Source organism: Maribacter litopenaei, assembly GCF_025244665.1.
Taxonomy (GTDB): domain Bacteria; phylum Bacteroidota; class Bacteroidia; order Flavobacteriales; family Flavobacteriaceae; genus Maribacter; species Maribacter litopenaei.
On sequence record NZ_CP104205.1, the window covers coordinates 3,195,642 to 3,214,627 of the forward strand.

An 18,986-nucleotide genomic window follows, 5' to 3' on the forward strand; every position below is an offset into this window, starting at 1 on the left:
CGAACTAAAGCTGAAAAATAAAGTTTGTATAGTTACCGGTGCCACTAGTGGCATGGGAAAGGCCATTGCTAGAAAATTTTCAGAACACGGTGCAAAATTAATTTTATCCGGCAGGGACGAGGAACGTGGATTAAAGTTAGCATCAAGCTTAAAAAATGCTATTTTTTTTGGTGGTAATGTTTGTGACATTAGTTACAATGAAAGGCTGGTAACATCTGCAATTTCTCATTTTGGAACTTTGGACGTTGTTTCCCTGAATGCCGGAATTCTTGGTTTGGGTAATATAGTGGAACTATCCCCTGAGAACTGGCAAAAAACAATGGATACCAATCTAAGTTCCATTTTTTATTTGTGCAAATATGCCATTCCACAATTGCAAAATACCAAAGGAAATATATTAATTAACGCTTCCATTGCTGCATTTAAAAGTTTTCCCAATCACCCGGCCTATTGCGCATCAAAAGCTGGGTCTTTAGCACTAATGAAACAAATGGCTGTAGAATATGGTCCGAGATTCGAGTAAATGCCCTCTGCCCCGGTCCTGTGGATACACGGTTGCTGTGGGAATCTGCCAAAGCCTTTGAGAATCCGAGATACAGCCGTTGAAAAAGCGGCACAAGCTACCTTACTAAAACGATTGGGAACCCCTGAAGATGTGGCCAATTTGGCCCTGTTCTTAGTTTCGGAAGAGGCTTCCTGGATTACAGGAACAGCAATGACCATAGACGGAGGTATTATAAACTCATAAGATGAAAGAAAAATTATCCGTAGTAAAAATTGGAGGGAACGTCATCGAAAATAAGACCGAACTGGAAAAATTCATAAAGCTGTTTGCTAACTTGGAAGGCCTTAAAATTTTAGTGCATGGTGGGGGCAAATTGGCTACCCATTTAGCTTCCAAATTAGGAATCGAATCCAAAATGGTCAATGGGCGCAGAATCACGGATGCCGAGTCTCCGGAAGTCATTACCATGGTTTATGCGGGGCTTACCAATAAAAATATCGTTGCCCAGTTACAGGCCAATCAATGCAATGCCATTGGCTTAAGCGGTGCTGATGGTAATAGTATCCAAGCCCACAAGAGACCTGTCAAGGAAATCGATTATGGCTTTGTAGGGGATATTGATGGTGTGAATTCCACAACTATTTCCAACTTGATTTTTTCTGGTCTTACACCTGTGTTTTGTGCCATGAGCCATGATGGGGAAGGTCAGCTTCTGAACACGAATGCGGATACCATAGCTTCAGAACTTGCCATTGGTATGGGCAATATCTATGCCACGACACTTTACTATTGTTTTGAAAAACCGGGTGTATTAATGGATGTATCTGATGATACTTCAGTGGTAAAAAATATAAACACGAAAAAATACAAGGAACTTCTAAATGAAGGTATTATTGCGGACGGCATGCTTCCAAAACTGGAAAACTGTTTTCATGCCCTCAACAATAAGGTGACCACCGTTTGTTTGGGAAATATGAATATGTTGGATAAAAACAATACCTTGTTTACAACCCTAACCTTATAAAATGAATCAGCAAGTACTTACGGAAAAGGCCATAGAATTACTTAAGGAGTTAATCTCCATTCAGTCGTTCTCAGGGGAGGAAGAAGGTACGGCCACAGCCTTGGAGAATTGGTTCAAAGGTTTTGATATTCCCTTTGAGAGGATTCACAATAATATTTTTGCGAAAAACAAGTATTGGGACGATTCCAAACCTACTTTATTATTGAATTCTCATCACGATACCGTAAAACCCAATCAAGCTTATACCAAAGATCCTTTTCACCCGCACATAGAGGAAGGTAAATTATATGGGCTAGGCAGTAATGATGCTGGAGGATGTTTGGTCTCCCTATTGGCTACATTCACCTATTTTTATCATGCCGAAAATCTAAACCATAATGTTTTAATGGTCGCTTCTGCCGAAGAGGAGAGTGCTGGAGAGAACAGTTTACGCGGACTTTTACCTAGTCTTCCTAAAATTGATGTGGCCATTGTAGGGGAGCCAACGCTTATGCAGTTGGCCATTGCGGAAAAGGGGCTTGTGGTTTTTGACGCCGTGGTAAAAGGCACGCCATCCCATGCTGCCCATCCCAATGATAACAATGCCATCTACAACACAATTGAGGTATTACAGTGGTTTAAAAACTTTTCTTTTGATCGGACTTCCGAAGCACTTGGAGATGTAAAAATGACCGTAACCCAAATAAATGCCGGTAGTCAGCACAATGTAGTCCCCTCCCAAGTAGACTTGGTGGTAGACGTTCGGGTGAACGACCAATATACCAATAAGGAAATCGCAGATTTATTAAAGGAAGAAGCTCCATGTGAATTACAGGAAAGAGGTCTTAAACTGAACTCTTCTCGGATTGATAAAGACCATCCCTTGGTAAAATCTCGGAATCACTCGGGGAGAACAACCTATGGTTCACCTACCCTATCCGATCAAGCTGCATTGAGTTGTCAGTCCTTAAAATTAGGCCCTGGCGACAGTACAAGATCGCACTCGGCAGATGAATTTATCTACGTGAGGGAAATAGAAGAAGGCATAGATTTGTATATTAAAATATTGGAAGGCTTTCTTAAAATATAAACACAGGTACAGGTTCACTAGCAATTAATTGGACTTGACATTGAATTTGAAAAATTATGAAACTGCGGGACAAAGGATTTAGTACCGATAAGAAAATAGATCACTTTACAGTAGGGAACGACAGAGAATTGGACCTTCAACTGGCGAAGTATGATGTTATGGCCTCCAAGGCACATGCTAAAATGCTTGGTAAAATTGGACTTTTGACACATAAGGAAACACAGGAACTGGTCCAGGAATTGGATGCCATTGCCTCAAGGATTGAAAGGGGAACCTTTACAATTGAACCCTCTTTTGAGGATATGCATTCCAAAATAGAATACTTGCTTACCCTAAGTTTGGGTGATACAGGCAAGAAAATCCATACCGCACGTTCACGAAACGATCAGGTTTTGGTTGCCATGCATTTGTACCTAAAAGATGAGTTATCGGAAATTAAATCGATGACCAAGGAATTGTTCGACCTTTTGTTGAAAAAAGCTGAGGAACATAAAAATGTCTTACTTCCTGGTTACACACATTTGCAGATTGCCATGCCCTCCTCGTTTGGGCTTTGGTTTTCCGCTTATGCAGAAAGTTTGATTGATGACCTTTACTTTGTTGATGCTGCGTATAAGGTGGCAGATCAAAATCCCTTAGGCAGTGCTGCAGGGTATGGAAGTTCTTTCCCTATAGACAGAAGTTTTACAACCAAGGAAATGGGGTTTGAAACCTTAAAATTTAACGTGGTAGCAGCTCAAATGGGTCGTGGGAAGGTTGAAAAGGCTACGGCATTTGGAATGGCCAGTATTGCCTCCACTTTATCCAAAATGGCTATGGATATATGTTTGTATATGAGCCAAAACTTCAATTTTGTTTCTTTTCCGGACGAATTAACAACTGGGAGTAGTATTATGCCCCACAAGAAGAATCCGGATGTTTTTGAGTTAGTAAGGGGAAAATGCAACAAATTACAATCCGTCCCCAACCAATTGACAATGGTCATTAACAACCTGCCAAGTGGATACCACAGGGATTTGCAATTGGTAAAGGAAATTATTGTTCCGGCCATTCAGGATATGAAGGCCTGTTTAGAAATACTTACGTTTAGTTTGGAAGAGATTCAAGTAAATGACCAAATCCTTGAGGATGAAAAGTACGATTACCTATTTAGTGTTGATACCTTGAACGAGTTAGTTCAAAATGGAATGCCCTTTAGGGATGCTTATAAAAAAATGGGGCAAGAAATTCAACAGGGTACCTTTACCCCAAAAAGGGATATTTCCCATTCCCATGAAGGTAGCTTGGGAAATTTATGCCTTAAAGAGATCAAGGCCAAAATGGAAAAACTGGGCTAATTTTTCTTTATAAACGTATCAGAATAAATTTTTGTGAACTGGGCGCCAAAAGTGACAATTAAACTGGAATAGGAAACCCATAACATCACCAAAATCATGGAACCAGCGGCCCCATAGGTTGATCCCGGCTCTGCCTTTCCAAAATAAAAGGCCAAGGCATATTTGCCCAACAGGAACAGGATTGCAGTCAAGGCAGCTCCTATTTTTACAGCACCCCATTTTACCTTAACGCTTGGTAAGTATTTGAACATGGCTCCAAAAAGGAAGTAAATAAAAAACAGGGACAGCAATATGTCCATTACAAAAGTCCATTCCACAACACTCGTAGATAATAACCTTGAAAGTTGCTTCGAAAATGCCGATAAAAAAGAGGTAATTACAAAACTGACAAGTAAAAGGAATCCAAATATTAAAATAAATCCAAAACTCTTTAACCTTCCAAAAATGGTCGCCAATAGTTCATTGGAGTAATTGGACGACACCCCCCAAATGTCGTTCAATGCATTTTGAAGTTGGTAAAAAACACCGGTAGCCCCGTAAATCAAAACACATACCCCTAAAAAGGTCGCCAACATGGAAGTATTTTCGCTCCCTGGATCGGCCAACATTTCCTGAATGGACTGCGCCGTTTCAGGGCCCATGGCGGAAGATATTTCAGAAAACAATTCTCCCCTTACTATTTCCCTCCCCCATATGGATCCAACAATTTCTAAAATTATGATCAATAGCCCAGGCAGGGAAAGAATGGCATAATAGGCTATTACCGCGCTAATTTTAAATGGTTCCTTACCTAGCCAGGCATTAAAAGTAGTCCACAATAATTTTGGAAACTGGTTCAATGTAAACTTCATTATATCTTCTTTATGGGCCAGTTTCAAGTTAATTTATCATGGACAATATCTTTGATCCATATCAAATTTTTAGTGCTTCAATGTCTAGTATTTCCGACCTTTTTAAGCATCAAAAGTGGCATACACTCTTGTTTTTTTGCATCTGACATCATTTATGGAAAAACCTAAAATAATTCGAAGGTAAGATCGTTCTCAGCAAACATCATTATGTAGAATTATGTTCAAGAAGTTCTTCCCCATATTCGTACTACTCTTCTTGGGTGTAAAAGCCAATTCTCAGTCTTTTACCTCCATTTGGAATACGAACAATACTAGTAGTGGCTCCTCTCTGAATAACCGAGATAACAATCCCAACCAATCCGGCTTACAACAACTATAATTATGACGTAAACTGGGGCGATGGAAATACGGATACAGGTGTTACCGGAAATATCACGCACACTTACGCCACAGCAGGCAATTATACGGTAAGCATCAGCGGCACCTTTCCTTCTATTTACTTTAATAATACAGGAGATCGATTTAAGATTATTGAAATACTGGAATGGGGCACCATTGAATGGGAAACCATGGAAAATGCCTTTTACGGTTGTGAAAACTTGAACTTTGATGCGATCAACTCCCGGACCTTTCCTTGGTACTCAGTATGAAGCAGACCTTTAGGGACTGTAAGAATTTCAATGGGATTTTAAATAATTGGGACGTGAGTAACATCAGGGATATGTCTCGGCCTGTTTCATGGTGCCGCAATTTTTAATAGACCCTTGGATAGTTGGAATACCATATCCGTAACGGATATGTCCAACACCTTTAATGGTGCCAATCTATATAACGAACCCCTTGATAACTGGAACGTGGCTTCTGTCACCAACATGGCGGGAATGTTTTTAAGCGCCAGTGCCTTCAATCAAAACATTAATAATTGGGACGTGAGCCAAGTCACGAACATGAGCGGAACATTCCGAACACCAATAGTTTTAATCTTCCTTTAAACAATTGGATAGTAGGTAATGTAGAGGACATGTCCTATATGTTCTACAGTTCCAAGTTCAATCAACCTATCGGGAATTGGAACGTAAGCAAAGTTACCAATATGGCCGGTATGTTCGGGCAGAGTGAATTTAACCAGCCCATTGGAAATTGGGTGGTTGACAATGTTACCAATATGAGCGAGATGTTCTTTAGGCATAGAACTTTTAACCAACCATTAAACACCTGGAATGTAACTAATGTGACCAACATGTCCGGCATGTTCGATGGATGGATATGGAATGGTGTTTTTAACCAACCGTTGGACAACTGGGATGTTAGTAATGTCACCAATATGAGTTACATGTTCAGGGATACTGATAACTTCAACCAGGATATAACTGGATGGAACGTAAGCAAGGTAACCAACATGAAAGGCATGTTCAACGGTGCTAAAGTGTTCAATCAAGGAATTGGGAATTGGATCGTAAGCGCCGTTACCGATATGAGCGAAATGTTTCAAAATGCCCCATTATTTAATCAGCCTTTGAACAATTGGACAGTGGGTAACGTTACGCTTATGAACAATATGTTCTTGGGAGCTTTGGCCTTTGACCAACCCTTGGATAATTGGGTGGTTACAAATGTAACCAACATGAACAGCATGTTCAGAGGGGCGGCTGTTTTCAATCAATCGCTTACCACTTGGAATACGTCTAATGTATCAAATATGGGAAGGTTGTTTCAGGAAGCAACAGCATTCGATCAAAATTTGGCATCATGGAGTATCGGTATTGTTTCGAATATGGACAACATGCTATCCGATTCGGGAATGTCCCAAACAAATTATGACAACACTTTGATTGGATGGGAGGCCCAAACGGTTCAATCAAACTTGAACCTTGGAGCCCTAAATCTTACCTATTGCGATGGTCGCGATGCCCGACAAAACCTCATAGACAACTTCAATTGGAATATAAGCGGGGATGCCATTAATTGCTCCTTCGTCCTTTGTGCAGAAATTACTATGCCGGCAGCTGGTGATACCCAAGTACCAGCAAACAGCGATATAAGATGGAATCCCGTGCCCAATGCAACTGGGTATAAGGTAACCGTGACAAGAGATAGTGGTTCCGGATCGGTAGAGGTTTACAATCAAACCTTAGGGCCTTCTATTGTGGGTGTGGATTTCACGAATGAGTTCAGTCCTGGAGATGAAGTTTCCGCATTGGTCATTCCTTTCAATGATGAAGGAGATGCGGTTGGATGTTCACCAATAACCTTTACAGTTGTGGAAAGTTGGGTAAATAGTCCCGATGCTTTTAAGCTAACCTATGACACCTCCTTGACCGATTATAAAAGTACTCACGGCCAATCAATTAAAAATAGAGGCCAATACGGGCTACCCAGGTTATTACACCTATGATTATTCCATAGATTGGGGAGATGGCCAGTTTAACAACAACGTTACCGGAGAAATCACCCATACCTATCTTACTCCAGGGGTGTATACAGTTTCTATCATTGGCACCTTTCCTAGCCCATACCATTATTACTCCAATTCAGATAGTTTTAAGCTCATTTCGATAGATCAATGGGGAACACAGGCCTGGGAATCTATGGAACTGGCCTTTTATGGTTGTTCCAATATGGAATACAATGCCACAGATATTCCGAGACTTGACCAATGTCAATACAATGAGCAATATGTTCGGTTCCTGTTCCTCTTTTAACGGGAATATTAACAATTGGGACGTGAGCAATGTGACCAATATGTATGGCCTATTCCTGGCCGCTACGACTTTCAATCAACCTTTGAATAATTGGGATGTGAGCAACGTGACCAATATGAGCGCCATGTTTTTGGTAACCAGTGCCTTTAATCAGCCACTTAATAATTGGAATACAGGAAATGTGAACAATATGTCGGATATGTTTCGCCAAGCGGCCGCATTTAATCAAAATATTGATGGATGGAATGTAAGCAGCGTAACGAATATGTCCTCCATGTTTGAAAGAGCTCAATTGTTCAATCAACCTATTAATTCCTGGAATGTAATTAATGTAACGGACATGAGCCAAATGTTCGATGGCTATGTAGTAGACATGTCTTTTAATCAACCATTGAATAATTGGAATGTAAGCAATGTGCTCAATATGCAAGCCATGTTTCGTAGAAGCACTGCTTTCAATCAAAACATAGATGACTGGGATGTTTCTAGTGTAACCGACATGAGCTATATGTTCCAGGATACGGATAACTTCAACCAGCCATTAAATAATTGGGATGTATCCAAAGTGATAAACATGCAGTACATGTTCTATGATGCAAAAGTTTTTAATCAGAACATTAATCCATGGAATGTTACCAAGGTAACCAATATGCGAAGCATGTTCCAGCTGGCAGGGGCCTTCAATCAGCCGTTGGGGGGTTGGGATGTAAACTCGGTCGTAAATATGCAATCCATGTTTCAATCGGCCTCCGCATTTAACCAACCTTTGGATACGTGGAACGTAAGTGCCGTTGCAAATATGGCCTCTATGTTTAAAAGTGCTGTACTGTTCAACCAACCTTTAAATAGTTGGGATGTATCCTCTGTAACGTTGATGAACTCAATGTTCGAGGGCGCCTCAATGTTCAACGGCCAAATCAGTAACTGGAATGTGGGTTCCGTAACCAATATGGGAGCAATGTTTAAAGATGCCATTGTATTTGACCAACCCATACCCAATTGGAATACCGGAGAGCTCTTAAATGCCAAGGAAATGTTTAGTGGAGCATCGGCCTTTAATCAAAATATTGATAGCTGGAATACCTCTTTTGTGAACAATATGGAGGCGATGTTCCAAAATGCCGTATCCTTCAATCAATCTGTTAATTCTTGGAACGTGGCCTCCGTGACCACCATGCAATCTATGTTTAGTGGAGCGATAGTCTTTAATCAACCCTTAGATAATTGGAACGTTCGTAAAGTAACTACGATGCAGAACATGTTCGATAATGCGCTGGCCTTCAATCAAAATATTAACAATTGGCGAGTTTCAGGCGTTGGTAACATGAATTCAATGTTCAGAAATGCATCCACATTTAATCAACCTATGGATCAATGGGATCTTGGCACCGTTTCCGTACAATCCATGTTCGAAAATGCATCCTCCTTTGATCAATACTTGGGAGATTGGGATATAAGCAATGTAGGCAATGTAACCAATATGCTCAACAATACGGCCTTGACGAGAATCAATTATGATAACACATTAATATCATGGTCTGAACAGAACTTAACCCCGGGCTTAACACTTGGAGCTCAGGGATTATTGTATTGTGATGCCCTAGAAGAAAGACAGTCCATGATAGACAATTTTGGATGGTCATTCTATCAGGATATTCTAGATTGTCCCATCCCGAATGTACCCAACTTGTCGCTCCTCTTAATGGAGAGGTAGATGTACCTGTTAATACAAACCTCTCTTGGGAACCTGTCCTATATGCACATGAGTATTTTTTAACAGTGGGTACTACTCCTGGAGGCAATGATATTGTAAATAACCAAGCCATTGTGAATGAAACATCCTATGAATTTCCAAGTGAGTTTTCGGGAGGGGAAACAGTGTACGTTACTATTATACCTTCAAACGATACAGGTGATGCCATAGCATGTGCTGAAGAAAGTTTTACCATAGCGAGTGACCCGCCCGCTATTCCTGAATGTACCAATCTGAGCAGTCCCTTGAGCGGAGCCATCGATGTAAAAGTGGATACCGACCTTTTCCGGAACCCGGTTTCCAATGCAGATGGGTACCGATTAACCGTCGGCACTACCTTAGGGGGTAATGATATCCTAAACGCTTTTGATGTTGGCAATACTACTACTTATGATTTAGCTGCTGACTTACCAGAAGATACCGTTATATACGTAATCATAGTCCCTTACAATGAACAAGGTGATGCTACAGGCTGCATTGAAGAAAGTTTCCGTACAGAGCTTATTCCTGTACCACCTGTTTGCACAAATCTTACCAGTCCCATTACTGGTACTACAAATGTGCCCATTGATACCGACCTTACATGGAATACGGTGGACGGTGCAACTGGCTATATAGTGAATGTGGGGATTACCCAAGGTGGTATTGAAATCGCAAATGGGATAGATGTTGGAAATACAACTACTTATTCCTTTTCACAAAATTTACAGGGTAATAGAACCCACTATGTAACCATTATACCATATAAAGATGTGGGTGACGCTGTTGGATGTACCGAAGAAAATTTTAGGACCGGAACATCGACAATGAATAATCCTCCACAGTGTACGTCGTTGGTCAGTCCTTTGAATGGAGCCGTCAATGTGTCAATTGGTACCGATATAAGTTGGAATGCTGCGGCCAATACGGATGGATACTATCTATCAGTAGGTACTTCTTCAGGAGCAACTGATATTTTGAACAATGTGGATGTTGGAAATGTAACCATGTACAATCTAACATCGGATTTACCCGAAACCACTACCATTTTCGTACACATAATACCTTATAATAGTTTTGGAAGCGCTTCTTCTTGTACTGAAGAAAGTTTTACTACAGAGACTCCGGCGACTGCTCCAAGTTGTACTAGTTTAACGACTCCATTGCATAATGCCACGGAGGTGAGCATTTCTACCGATCTAACCTGGAATAGCGTTTCTAATGCTGAAGGTTACTATTTAACCGTGGGTACTTCATCAGGTGGTAATGAAATTTTGAACAATGTGGATACGGGCAATGTAACTACATATGATTTGGCATCAGATTTACCTGAGGCAACTACCATCTTTGTATCTATTGTTCCTTATAATTCCGTTGGAAACGCCGCTGGCTGTATCGAGGAAACTTTCACTACGGAAACCTTGGCGACCGCACCAAACTGTACCTATTTAACCGCGCCGATACAAAATGCTACCGAAGTGAGTATTTCGACTAGTCTATCGTGGAACGCCATTACAAATGCAAATGGATATTATTTGACGGTAGGCACAACATCGGGGGGAAACAATATTTTGGACAATATGAATGTGGGCAATGTAACAACCTATTCTTTTGCCTCGGATTTACCGAAGCGACTACCATTTTTGTATCCATTGTCCCCTATAATTCGGTAGGAAGTGCTACTGGCTGTACAGAGGAAAGCTTTACCACAGAAACCTTATTAAATGTTCCGAGCTGTACCAATTTGACTGCTCCCTTAAATAACGCTTCAGAAGTTAGCATATCCACTAATCTTTCATGGAATGCCATTATAGGTGCAGATGGATACTACTTGACTGCCGGTACAACATCGGGAGGTAACGATATCCTAAATACAATAGATGTAGGGAATGTTAGCACCTATAACTTTGCCACCGATTTACCAGAAGATACGACCATATTCGTAACCATTGTACCATATAATTCGGATGGAATGTCGGTTGGGTGTTCCGAAGAAAGTTTCACCACTGAAACCTTACCGACTATACCAGATTGTACCACGTTGATATTACCTGAAGATGGCGATATTAATGTAGCTACTGACGTGACACTTTCTTGGGAAGCATCCATGACTGCCGATGGATACCGACTAAGCGTTGGCACCACTTCAGGTGGTAATGATATTGTTGACAATGAAGATGTGAGCATTTTAACATCCTATACCTTTCCGGAAAAATTATTGGAGGATACAACATATTATGTAAACATCACTCCATATAACACCTTGGGCGATGCCCTAAACTGTTCAGAATTTACATTTACAACTATTGAACAAGATGACACCTTATACGGCTTTTCACCAAACGGGGACGGTATAAATGACTATTGGACCATTGATGGCATAGAGCGACATCCGGACAATACGGTTGCAATATATAACCGTTGGGGAGATTTAGTTTTCCGATTCAGGGATACGATAACCAATCCAATGTTTTTAATGGAATTGCGAATAGGAAAACACAACTTGGAGCAAGTGAACTTCCGAGTGGCACCTATTTCTTTACTATTCAGGTTACGGGTGAACATAATCTTAAAAAACTACAAGGGTTCGTAGTCTTAAAGCGATAATAAATGAATAAACCAATATACTATTTCGCTTTATTGGCGATATCCTTCATGTTGCAATTATCTGAAAACAGGCTATATGCCCAGCAAACCCCTTTGTTTGCTGAATATAATTACAATCCGTACCTAATTAATACGGCCTATGCTGGACTGGCACCAAGTACGGAAGTTTCATTAGGCAATTCCGGATTTTTTAATCAGATGGAAGGTAGTCCAAGAAATTTTTCTTTAAGTTTACATACCCCCTTGAACAGAGGTAAAGTAGGTTTGGGAGCTGGCTTTATTAGGGATGAGATCGGGGTAACCACATCTACCAATGCTTTTGCGACTTATTCGTATAAAATATTCTTCGACACTAAGAAAAACAGGCCTTACTGGCAGGTATATACACCAAACTCTCTTTCCTTTGCCATTACCGGGGGCATTCAACAATACCAGGACAACTTGTTGGAGTTAGGGATAACAAATGACCCCAATTTTGCCCAAAATATCAATGCTTCCATACCCACCATAGGCTTGGGTATACTATTGAATCCGGCCGATATCCACGTAGGCTTCTCTGCCCCTAATATATTAGGGGATACATTGGCATCTGATGATAACCTAGACCTTTCAAACGCCTACTATGGTTATTTGGGTTATCGATTCTACTCCAACATTTTTGAGGAAATTATGATTAAACCAAATATTACGGTGAAATATGAAAACGGAGCGCCACTACAAGTAGATTTTAATATCGCCATGAGCTATAAAAATAGGTTTGAACTGGGAACTGGCTATCGTACCAATTCGTCCATCAACCTTTTGGCCGGTATTTATATCTTCAAGAATATCAGGGCGATTTACAACTACAACCTAGCTTTTAATAATAATCCACTGGGAAATACACATGGCATTATAGTGAGTTATCTTTTTGGAGAGGGATACCACAGGGATTAATACTATACTGCACAAAACTAGTAGTATTCTTTGATTTCAGGAATTTTAGTTGCTTGGGTTCTCCAAACTGATGTCTAAAAGGTTTATATATTTTATCTTAGGCCCTCATTTTAGATAGTCTAACAAATTCATGAAAAAATATACCATTCCATCATTTGGCGTTCTTACCGCTTTCTTATTTTTTTCATTGTCCCTCTTTTCACAGGACACCTACATTAGAAATGAATCTGTAGATATAAAAAAGTATGTGTTCAATTTACAATTGAACGACACCACAAATAGTATTGAGGGGGAAGCCGAAATTCATGTAGACTTCGAAAATGAACCTATACCATTTAATCTAGACTTGATTGAATTTACTGGTAATTATGGGATGAGAATCTCAGATGTATCCGAAGCGGAAAAGTCCATTGACTATGTATTTGAAAATAATAAAATTAAAATCCAACCCACTAAATATTCACCGCTCTCCCAAGTATATAAGGTAAAATACCATGGAATTCCGGAAAGAGGACTTGTCATAGACACGACCAAGTTTGGCAAACGTTCCTTTTTTGGTGACAATTGGCCGAATCTTGCAAGACATTGGTTGCCATCAGTGGACTACCCCTACGACAAGGCCGCGATCGAATTCAGAATTACGGCCCCGAGACCATTATGATGTGGTTGCTACCGGAGAAAAAATTGAAGAAAGTTACTTGGAGAATGGTAATAAATTAACCATTTATAGAGAACCGGCCCCAGTGGCTATGAAGGTAGTAACGATTGGTGTCACCAAATTTGCAAGCAGACTGCTAGGGGAGGTATATGATATACCGGTGACCGCATGGGTCTATCCGGAGAATAGATTGGACGGTTTTTCTGATTATGGGGTTGCTACCAAAGTTTTAAGATACTTTATTGATCAAATTGGCCCTTACTCCTATGCTAAATTGGCAAATATGCAGGCAAAGACACAATGGGGAGGATTAGAAAATGCTGGAACCATTGCCTATTTTGAAAATTCCGTCAACGGTAAAAATGAGGTCGAGGGCCTCATAGCCCATGAAATTGCCCACCAATGGTTTGGTAATTCTGCTTCGGAAAATGACTGGAACCACGTCCGGCTTAGCGAAGGATTTGCCACTTACTTCGCCATTTTGTATCAGGAGAGTGTTTACGGCGACGATAAAAGAAAGGAAGAACTTCAATTGGATCGTAAGCAGATCATTGATTATTTTAAAAAAATCCAGCTCCGATCGTAGACCCATCAATCAAGGATCCCATGAAGGTATTGAGTGTAAACTCCTATCAAAAGGCCGGATGGGTTCTGAACATGCTTCGACATGAAATTGGAGATGAACTATTTTGGGAAGGAATTGTTGCATACTACAAGAAATATCAAAATTCCAATGCCTTAACAGAAGATTTTAAAAGTGTCATGGAACAGATTACCGGAAAAGATCTGAATGATTTTTTCCAACAATGGATATTCACCAAAGGATATCCGAGAAATAAAATGGGCCTGGCATCATGAAAAAAATAAGCTTTTTGTGGATGTGGAGCAGGTACAAGATTATTTTACTTTTTCCTTTCCTTTAGAGATACGTATGGGGGATGATATAGAAAAAACATTTACCCTGGATGTTGAAGGTAAAAAGACGATTTTTGAAATCCCCATGAAAGAGGCACCCAAATCTCTGACTATAGACCCCGATACCTGGTTATTATTTGAAGAAAAAAATTAATTGGGTTCTAAATAAATTCTACAGAAGCACTCATTGAATGGAGTAAAGGGTAAATTCAATACATGAAAAAAATAGGAGTTGCCCTTGGAATTATTATTTTAATATTTGTCCTATTTACTTATATCTCCATTTTCTCTACCAATAAGGAAAAATCAATCTCGGTAGTTCAAAATAAGGAGGATTTAAAGTCCAATGATTTTTTTCACTATGACTCCGTACTAGTAGCACCAAGTACTTTGTATGAAGCAAATGCTATAAAAAATATCATTCAGGGGGAGCAATATCGTAGGGCTTGGTCTACCCCAATTCCGTTTAAAGTTCTGAATTTGGATACCCTTCTAGGGGGAATGAAAATTCTAAAAGAAGGTGGTGGCCAACAAACCCATAGTCTTAAACTTGAGTCCGAAGAAGGGTTTATTTACAGCCTTAGAAGTATTAATAAAGACCCTGAACCCTTGGTGCCGAATGGGCCAAAACTATGGGCTTGGAGAATATTATAGTAGATGGGATTTCTGCCCAACACCCCTATGCCGCCATTGTGGTGGCTAGACTTGCCGAGAAATCCAAGATATTGCATACTGACCCAAAAGCCGTATTCCTTCCAAAACAAAGCTCCTTGGGAAATTACAATGAAGTATATGGCAATAAAATTTATATGTTAGAACACGAAACGGATGGAGGTAAGAATTGGACCTCTTATGAAAATGTGGAAGATATCCTAGATACGGAGGACTTGCAAGAATTAAAGATGGAGCTTGGAACTTCCCTTAGGATAAATACTTCGGCATTGATAAGAGCACGTCTCTTTGACATTGTAATAGGTGACTGGGATCGTCACTCCAAGCAATGGGGGTGGGTGGTAGTTCAAGAGCAAAATGATTATGAAGCTATACCACTGCCGGGAGATAGGGATAATGCATTTTTTAGTATAGAAGGAATCCTACCTAGCCTTATATCAAATAAGCTAATTTTACCTGACCTGCAATCTTTTGAAGAAGACATAGACTACCTGCCAGGATTGGTTATGCCTTTTGATATCTATTTTCTAAAAAATATTCCAAGGGAAGACTTTATCGAAGAGGCACAAAAATTACAGGGTTTACTCACAAATTCGGTAATTGACGAAAGTTTTAAAGTTTGGCCAAAGGTTATATATGAATTGGATGGTAAAACAATAATCAATTCGATTCAATCACGAAGAGATATGCTGCCTCAAATTGCTAAGGAATTTTATGACATTATAAATAAAATGGATTATCTGGACGAGCCTCTCAAAGGTTCGGAAGATTTAGAACTACCGAGTTACTTAATTGGCTGTTTTGACTGTCTTTGATTTGGATTTAGGATATTTACGCTTCCTATTTTTCAAAAATTTGTAGCCTACATATCCTAATTGGGCCCCAATCAATAATAATTTAGTCTTTCTACTCTTAACCAATAGTTTTGCAAAACCTAATACGGGTGATATATTCATTACTTATACTTTCTTTCAAGTAATGATTAATAAGTGAAAGAAGCTATCACATTTAAATCAAAGTTTGGTTCAAAAACTATTCCTCTCGTTTAAAAGGTTATGAATAAATTTCAATTTTCTTTGTACAGGTTCTGAAATGACAAAAGGATAAGCATCATCTTTTCCCATGGATCTATTCATACTGTTCACTGTATATAATAATGGAATTCCAGTTTCTAGAATGGCTCCAAAGTTTTGATGAAGATAAGGGTCAAAATTGGCGTTCAAATTTAATTTGTTGTTCCCTTGCAGTATGGGTGCAGTTCTAAGTCCAAAATTATAAGCAGTTTCCAAAGAGTCCATCAAATGTAGATAGTGGGATCATGTTTCCGCCCAATCTTCCCAAGCATGGGATGATGCATATTTACTGATATAGAAATTCTGCCAATTTTGCTTAGATCCATTGGCATAATAGTTTTGTAAGGAATCCTGATAAGAAACAGTGTCATCCCCGAATACTTCCCTAAAATTTGACAATGCCTTCCTGTTATCCCTTACCAATCTATCCCGGAAATAATGACCTACTTCATGCCTAAAATGACCCAACAATGTTCTGTAGTGTTCCTTCATTTCTTGCTTTACCTTTTCCCTTGTGGCAGCATCTGCCTCGGTAATAAGAATGGTAATCACCCCATTGACGTGCCCTGTCTTTTTATTGTCCTTGTTTTCGATGGATACGAAATCAAAACATAACCCGATATGCGAATTCGCCATTTTGCTAACAATGGGCAGCCTTAACCTCAAAAGTTGATACACCAATCTATGCTTGGCAAATTCAATTTGCTTCCATCGTTCCCAGTTTTCTGAAGTATCTAAGTCGGGTATTGTCCTATTCAATGAACAGGCAAGACAGAATCCGTAATTTTCGTCCGGAGTAACTAGCCAATTACAAGTCCCGTGTAGATTATTAGTGCAATATTTATAGGTGTCTCCGTTGAATGAGGGTATTGACCACTCCGATTGGTTAGGGTCAAGCGAAACAATTTGATTATGGAACGAAGAATACCCTAAGTAATGTCCGCAGGAAATACATATGCTGTTTTCAAAAACAACGGGGTTTTCACAATTGGAACATTGAAACAGCTTCATAAGATCCTGTGTTCTCTACTTAATCATCTTAAAATTGATGACCTCCTGCTCCGTTAAATATCTCCAATGGCCTCTTGGCAAATCCTTTTTGGTTAGTCCACCATACACGACACGGTCTAATTTAACAATGGTATAGCCCAAGTGTTCAAAGAGTCGCTGTACAATTTTGTTTCGGGAACTATAAATTTCTATGCCCACCTCCCTTTTTGGCGCATCGTCAATAAAACTAATATCCTGTACCTTAACAACCTTATCATCAACGACAACGCCTTCTTGAATCTTTACCAAGTCGGCATTCCTCAAATCCTTATCCAACACCAAATGATAGAGTTTTCTAAGGCCATTTATAGGGCTCTTTAAACGTTTGGTCAAATCCCCATCGTTAGTAAAAAGAAGCAATCCGGTATCCTCTTTATCCAGTCTGTCAACCGGCATGAGTTTGGATTTGGAGGCGCTTGATATCAATCCTGACACATGACGTTTGCCTTTCTCGTCCCTAATGGTAGTTGAAAAATCCTTTGGCTTGTTCAATAGCACATATTCCTTTTTTGCAGGATTCAGCAATTGACCATCGAACCTCACCTCATCCGTTAGTTTTACCTTGTATCCCATTTCGGTAATAGGTTTACCATTGACGGTAACATTACCTGCTGCTATATAAATATCGGCTTCCCTCCTAGAGCATACTCCTGAGTTGGCGACATACTTGTTCAATCGAATGGAATCTGGATTATTATCCTGTTTTGGCAGGGTATTTTTCTTTATTGGTGCATTGCCCCTTGCATAACTTTTTTTCCTGAAAGTGCCGCCTTGTCTCCCTGAAGCTTTGTTCCCTTTATTTGAATCGCCCCTACTCATAACTGTCTAATTTTGAACAAAGGTAGCAAAGGGATATGGTATTTCTTCTTGGATTTGCCTGTTTAATTATTTCCGGTCGACAAAAGGATTGCAACCGATATGGTATTTATGGTTTGTTGATTATAGAATTCTGTTTAGAACTAAATCCACATTAATCAATAAAATACTGAAGACACCCACTACTATAACCAACTTTAAGATGTTGTGTAGCCAAAGAAAGTGTTTCCTCGTCCTCGATTTGAATAGAATTACAAGAAAAAGTAAAAAAAGAAGGATACATCCAGCAAAATAATAATTCATGTATCCTACATTAAACTTAAAAATTAAGAGTAAAGCTGGAATTAAAGTCAATAGCATCAAAACAGCTATAAGCGATTTGGATACACCAACACCGTAAATAATGGGTATGGTATGATAATTTTGTGCAACATCCCCGGAAATATTTTCCAAATCCTTTACTAGTTCTCTAGCCAAAATCAATAAAAAGAGAAACATCGCATGAACAAAAATGACAGTTTCGAAGTTTTTGTAGTAAACGAAAACCGCAAAAAATGGTGTGATTGCGAGTGTTGCGGAAACAAAATTACCTATGAACGGAATCTTCTTCAGTTTATGGGAGTATAACCAAATACCAAATATATAGGCAGAAAAGAAAAGAACAGCCCGAAAAGAAACATAGCTGGCCGCAAAAACGGCCAAAAAGTTCAAAACAAAATAGGTGGATAATTTGAATCGCTGGCTTACCAATCGATCCAACATTGTTTTTCGGGGCTTATTGATCAGATCCTTCTCGGCATCATAAAAATTATTAATTATGTAGCCAGCTGCAATTACCAAAATAGAGGCAATTACTATAACAAACAGATTCAGGTCAAATACAACTTGACGCAGGGGCAAATCCGGAGCTAAAATGTAGATAGAAGCTAAGTACTGAGCCAATATAATTATCAAAAGATTATACCCTCGTACCACTGAAAACAGACTCAATACCTTTAAAAGCAGGAGTTTGTTTTTTCTACTAAGCATGAATTTGTTG

The 18,986-nt window shown here is 39.5% G+C and carries 20 protein-coding genes and 2 pseudogenes; 18 read left to right on the forward strand and 4 right to left on the reverse strand.

From position 1 onward, the window contains the following. Nucleotides 1-52: 52 nt before the first annotated feature. From NYZ99_RS17310 to argH, 4 genes and pseudogenes are all read left to right on the forward strand, one after another. Nucleotides 53-748 (forward strand): annotated as a pseudogene (locus NYZ99_RS17310) (SDR family NAD(P)-dependent oxidoreductase). 1 nt (nt 749) lies between these two features. After that, complete coding sequence (gene argB, locus NYZ99_RS17315) at nt 750-1,529, forward strand: acetylglutamate kinase (RefSeq protein WP_260572465.1); 780 nt, start codon at nt 750-752, stop codon at nt 1,527-1,529. A 1-nt stretch (nt 1,530) separates the two neighbouring features. After that, nucleotides 1,531-2,598 carry a M20 family metallo-hydrolase gene (locus NYZ99_RS17320; protein WP_260572466.1) on the forward strand — a complete coding sequence of 356 codons (1,068 nt, stop codon included), beginning with the start codon at nt 1,531-1,533 and terminating at the stop codon, nt 2,596-2,598. A 56-nt stretch (nt 2,599-2,654) separates the two neighbouring features. Continuing rightward, on the forward strand, nt 2,655-3,935 hold the full coding sequence (gene argH / locus NYZ99_RS17325; RefSeq protein ID WP_260572467.1) for an argininosuccinate lyase: 1,281 nt from the start codon (nt 2,655-2,657) through the stop codon (nt 3,933-3,935). Here the strand turns inward: argH and NYZ99_RS17330 are convergent. After that, nucleotides 3,932-4,786: a YihY/virulence factor BrkB family protein gene (locus NYZ99_RS17330; protein ID WP_260572468.1), complete on the reverse strand. Its 855-nt coding sequence runs from the start codon at nt 4,784-4,786 to the stop codon at nt 3,932-3,934. The genes argH and NYZ99_RS17330 overlap by 4 nt on opposite strands. Nucleotides 4,787-5,133: 347 nt before the next feature. On the opposite strand from NYZ99_RS17330, the gene NYZ99_RS23040 reads away from it, so the two are divergent. The 14 genes from NYZ99_RS23040 (at nt 5,134) to NYZ99_RS17390 (ending at nt 15,823) form a co-directional block, all read left to right on the forward strand. Next, a complete protein-coding gene (locus NYZ99_RS23040) occupies nt 5,134-5,436 on the forward strand; it encodes a PKD domain-containing protein (RefSeq protein WP_420845233.1) in 303 nt (100 codons plus the stop codon). Further along, complete coding sequence (locus NYZ99_RS23045) at nt 5,433-5,543, forward strand: BspA family leucine-rich repeat surface protein (protein ID WP_476738696.1); 111 nt, start codon at nt 5,433-5,435, stop codon at nt 5,541-5,543. Before NYZ99_RS23040 ends, NYZ99_RS23045 begins: the two co-directional genes overlap by 4 nt. 7 nt (nt 5,544-5,550) lie before the next feature. After that, on the forward strand, nt 5,551-5,778 hold the full coding sequence (locus NYZ99_RS23050) for a BspA family leucine-rich repeat surface protein (RefSeq protein ID WP_420845143.1): 228 nt from the start codon (nt 5,551-5,553) through the stop codon (nt 5,776-5,778). Further along, on the forward strand, nt 5,709-7,181 hold the full coding sequence (locus NYZ99_RS17340) for a BspA family leucine-rich repeat surface protein (protein ID WP_260572470.1): 1,473 nt from the start codon (nt 5,709-5,711) through the stop codon (nt 7,179-7,181). The genes NYZ99_RS23050 and NYZ99_RS17340 overlap by 70 nt, the downstream gene beginning before the upstream one ends. 233 nt (nt 7,182-7,414) lie before the next feature. Then, entirely contained in the window at nt 7,415-9,202 is a 1,788-nt protein-coding gene (locus NYZ99_RS17345) for a BspA family leucine-rich repeat surface protein (RefSeq protein WP_260572471.1), read from the forward strand. Beyond that, nucleotides 9,124-10,893 carry a hypothetical protein gene (locus tag NYZ99_RS17350; RefSeq protein WP_260572472.1) on the forward strand — a complete coding sequence of 590 codons (1,770 nt, stop codon included), beginning with the start codon at nt 9,124-9,126 and terminating at the stop codon, nt 10,891-10,893. Before NYZ99_RS17345 ends, NYZ99_RS17350 begins: the two co-directional genes overlap by 79 nt. Before the next feature lie 71 nt (nt 10,894-10,964). After that, nucleotides 10,965-11,813 (forward strand): T9SS type B sorting domain-containing protein, encoded by an 849-nt coding sequence (locus tag NYZ99_RS17355; RefSeq protein ID WP_260572473.1) that lies wholly within the window; start codon nt 10,965-10,967, stop codon nt 11,811-11,813. 17 nt (nt 11,814-11,830) lie between these two features. Then, nucleotides 11,831-12,763, forward strand: coding sequence for a PorP/SprF family type IX secretion system membrane protein (locus tag NYZ99_RS17360; RefSeq protein WP_260572474.1), 933 nt, complete (start codon nt 11,831-11,833; stop codon nt 12,761-12,763). 130 nt (nt 12,764-12,893) lie between these two features. Beyond that, the gene (locus tag NYZ99_RS17365; protein ID WP_260572475.1) at nt 12,894-13,424 is read left to right on the forward strand and encodes a M1 aminopeptidase family protein; all 531 of its coding nucleotides are present in this window, start codon (nt 12,894-12,896) and stop codon (nt 13,422-13,424) included. A 1-nt stretch (nt 13,425) separates the two neighbouring features. Further along, entirely contained in the window at nt 13,426-14,007 is a 582-nt protein-coding gene (locus NYZ99_RS17370) for a M1 family aminopeptidase (RefSeq protein WP_260572476.1), read from the forward strand. Between the two features lie 20 nt (nt 14,008-14,027). Then, nucleotides 14,028-14,279: a M1 family aminopeptidase gene (locus NYZ99_RS17375; protein WP_260572477.1), complete on the forward strand. Its 252-nt coding sequence runs from the start codon at nt 14,028-14,030 to the stop codon at nt 14,277-14,279. Continuing rightward, nucleotides 14,212-14,490: a hypothetical protein gene (locus NYZ99_RS17380; RefSeq protein WP_260572478.1), complete on the forward strand. Its 279-nt coding sequence runs from the start codon at nt 14,212-14,214 to the stop codon at nt 14,488-14,490. Before NYZ99_RS17375 ends, NYZ99_RS17380 begins: the two co-directional genes overlap by 68 nt. 62 nt (nt 14,491-14,552) lie before the next feature. Next, entirely contained in the window at nt 14,553-14,990 is a 438-nt protein-coding gene (locus NYZ99_RS17385) for a hypothetical protein (protein WP_260572479.1), read from the forward strand. After that, nucleotides 14,975-15,823: a hypothetical protein gene (locus NYZ99_RS17390; RefSeq protein WP_260572480.1), complete on the forward strand. Its 849-nt coding sequence runs from the start codon at nt 14,975-14,977 to the stop codon at nt 15,821-15,823. The genes NYZ99_RS17385 and NYZ99_RS17390 overlap by 16 nt, the downstream gene beginning before the upstream one ends. 210 nt (nt 15,824-16,033) lie before the next feature. On the opposite strand, the pseudogene NYZ99_RS17395 reads toward NYZ99_RS17390, so the two are convergent. The 3 genes and pseudogenes from NYZ99_RS17395 to NYZ99_RS17405 form a co-directional block, all read right to left on the reverse strand. Next, nucleotides 16,034-17,092 (reverse strand): annotated as a pseudogene (locus tag NYZ99_RS17395) (zinc-binding metallopeptidase family protein). Nucleotides 17,093-17,107: 15 nt separating this feature from the next. Next, on the reverse strand, nt 17,108-17,950 hold the full coding sequence (locus NYZ99_RS17400) for a pseudouridine synthase (protein WP_260572481.1): 843 nt from the start codon (nt 17,948-17,950) through the stop codon (nt 17,108-17,110). A gap of 120 nt (nt 17,951-18,070) precedes the next feature. Further along, complete coding sequence (locus tag NYZ99_RS17405) at nt 18,071-18,976, reverse strand: geranylgeranylglycerol-phosphate geranylgeranyltransferase (protein WP_260572482.1); 906 nt, start codon at nt 18,974-18,976, stop codon at nt 18,071-18,073. Nucleotides 18,977-18,986 lie beyond the last annotated feature (10 nt).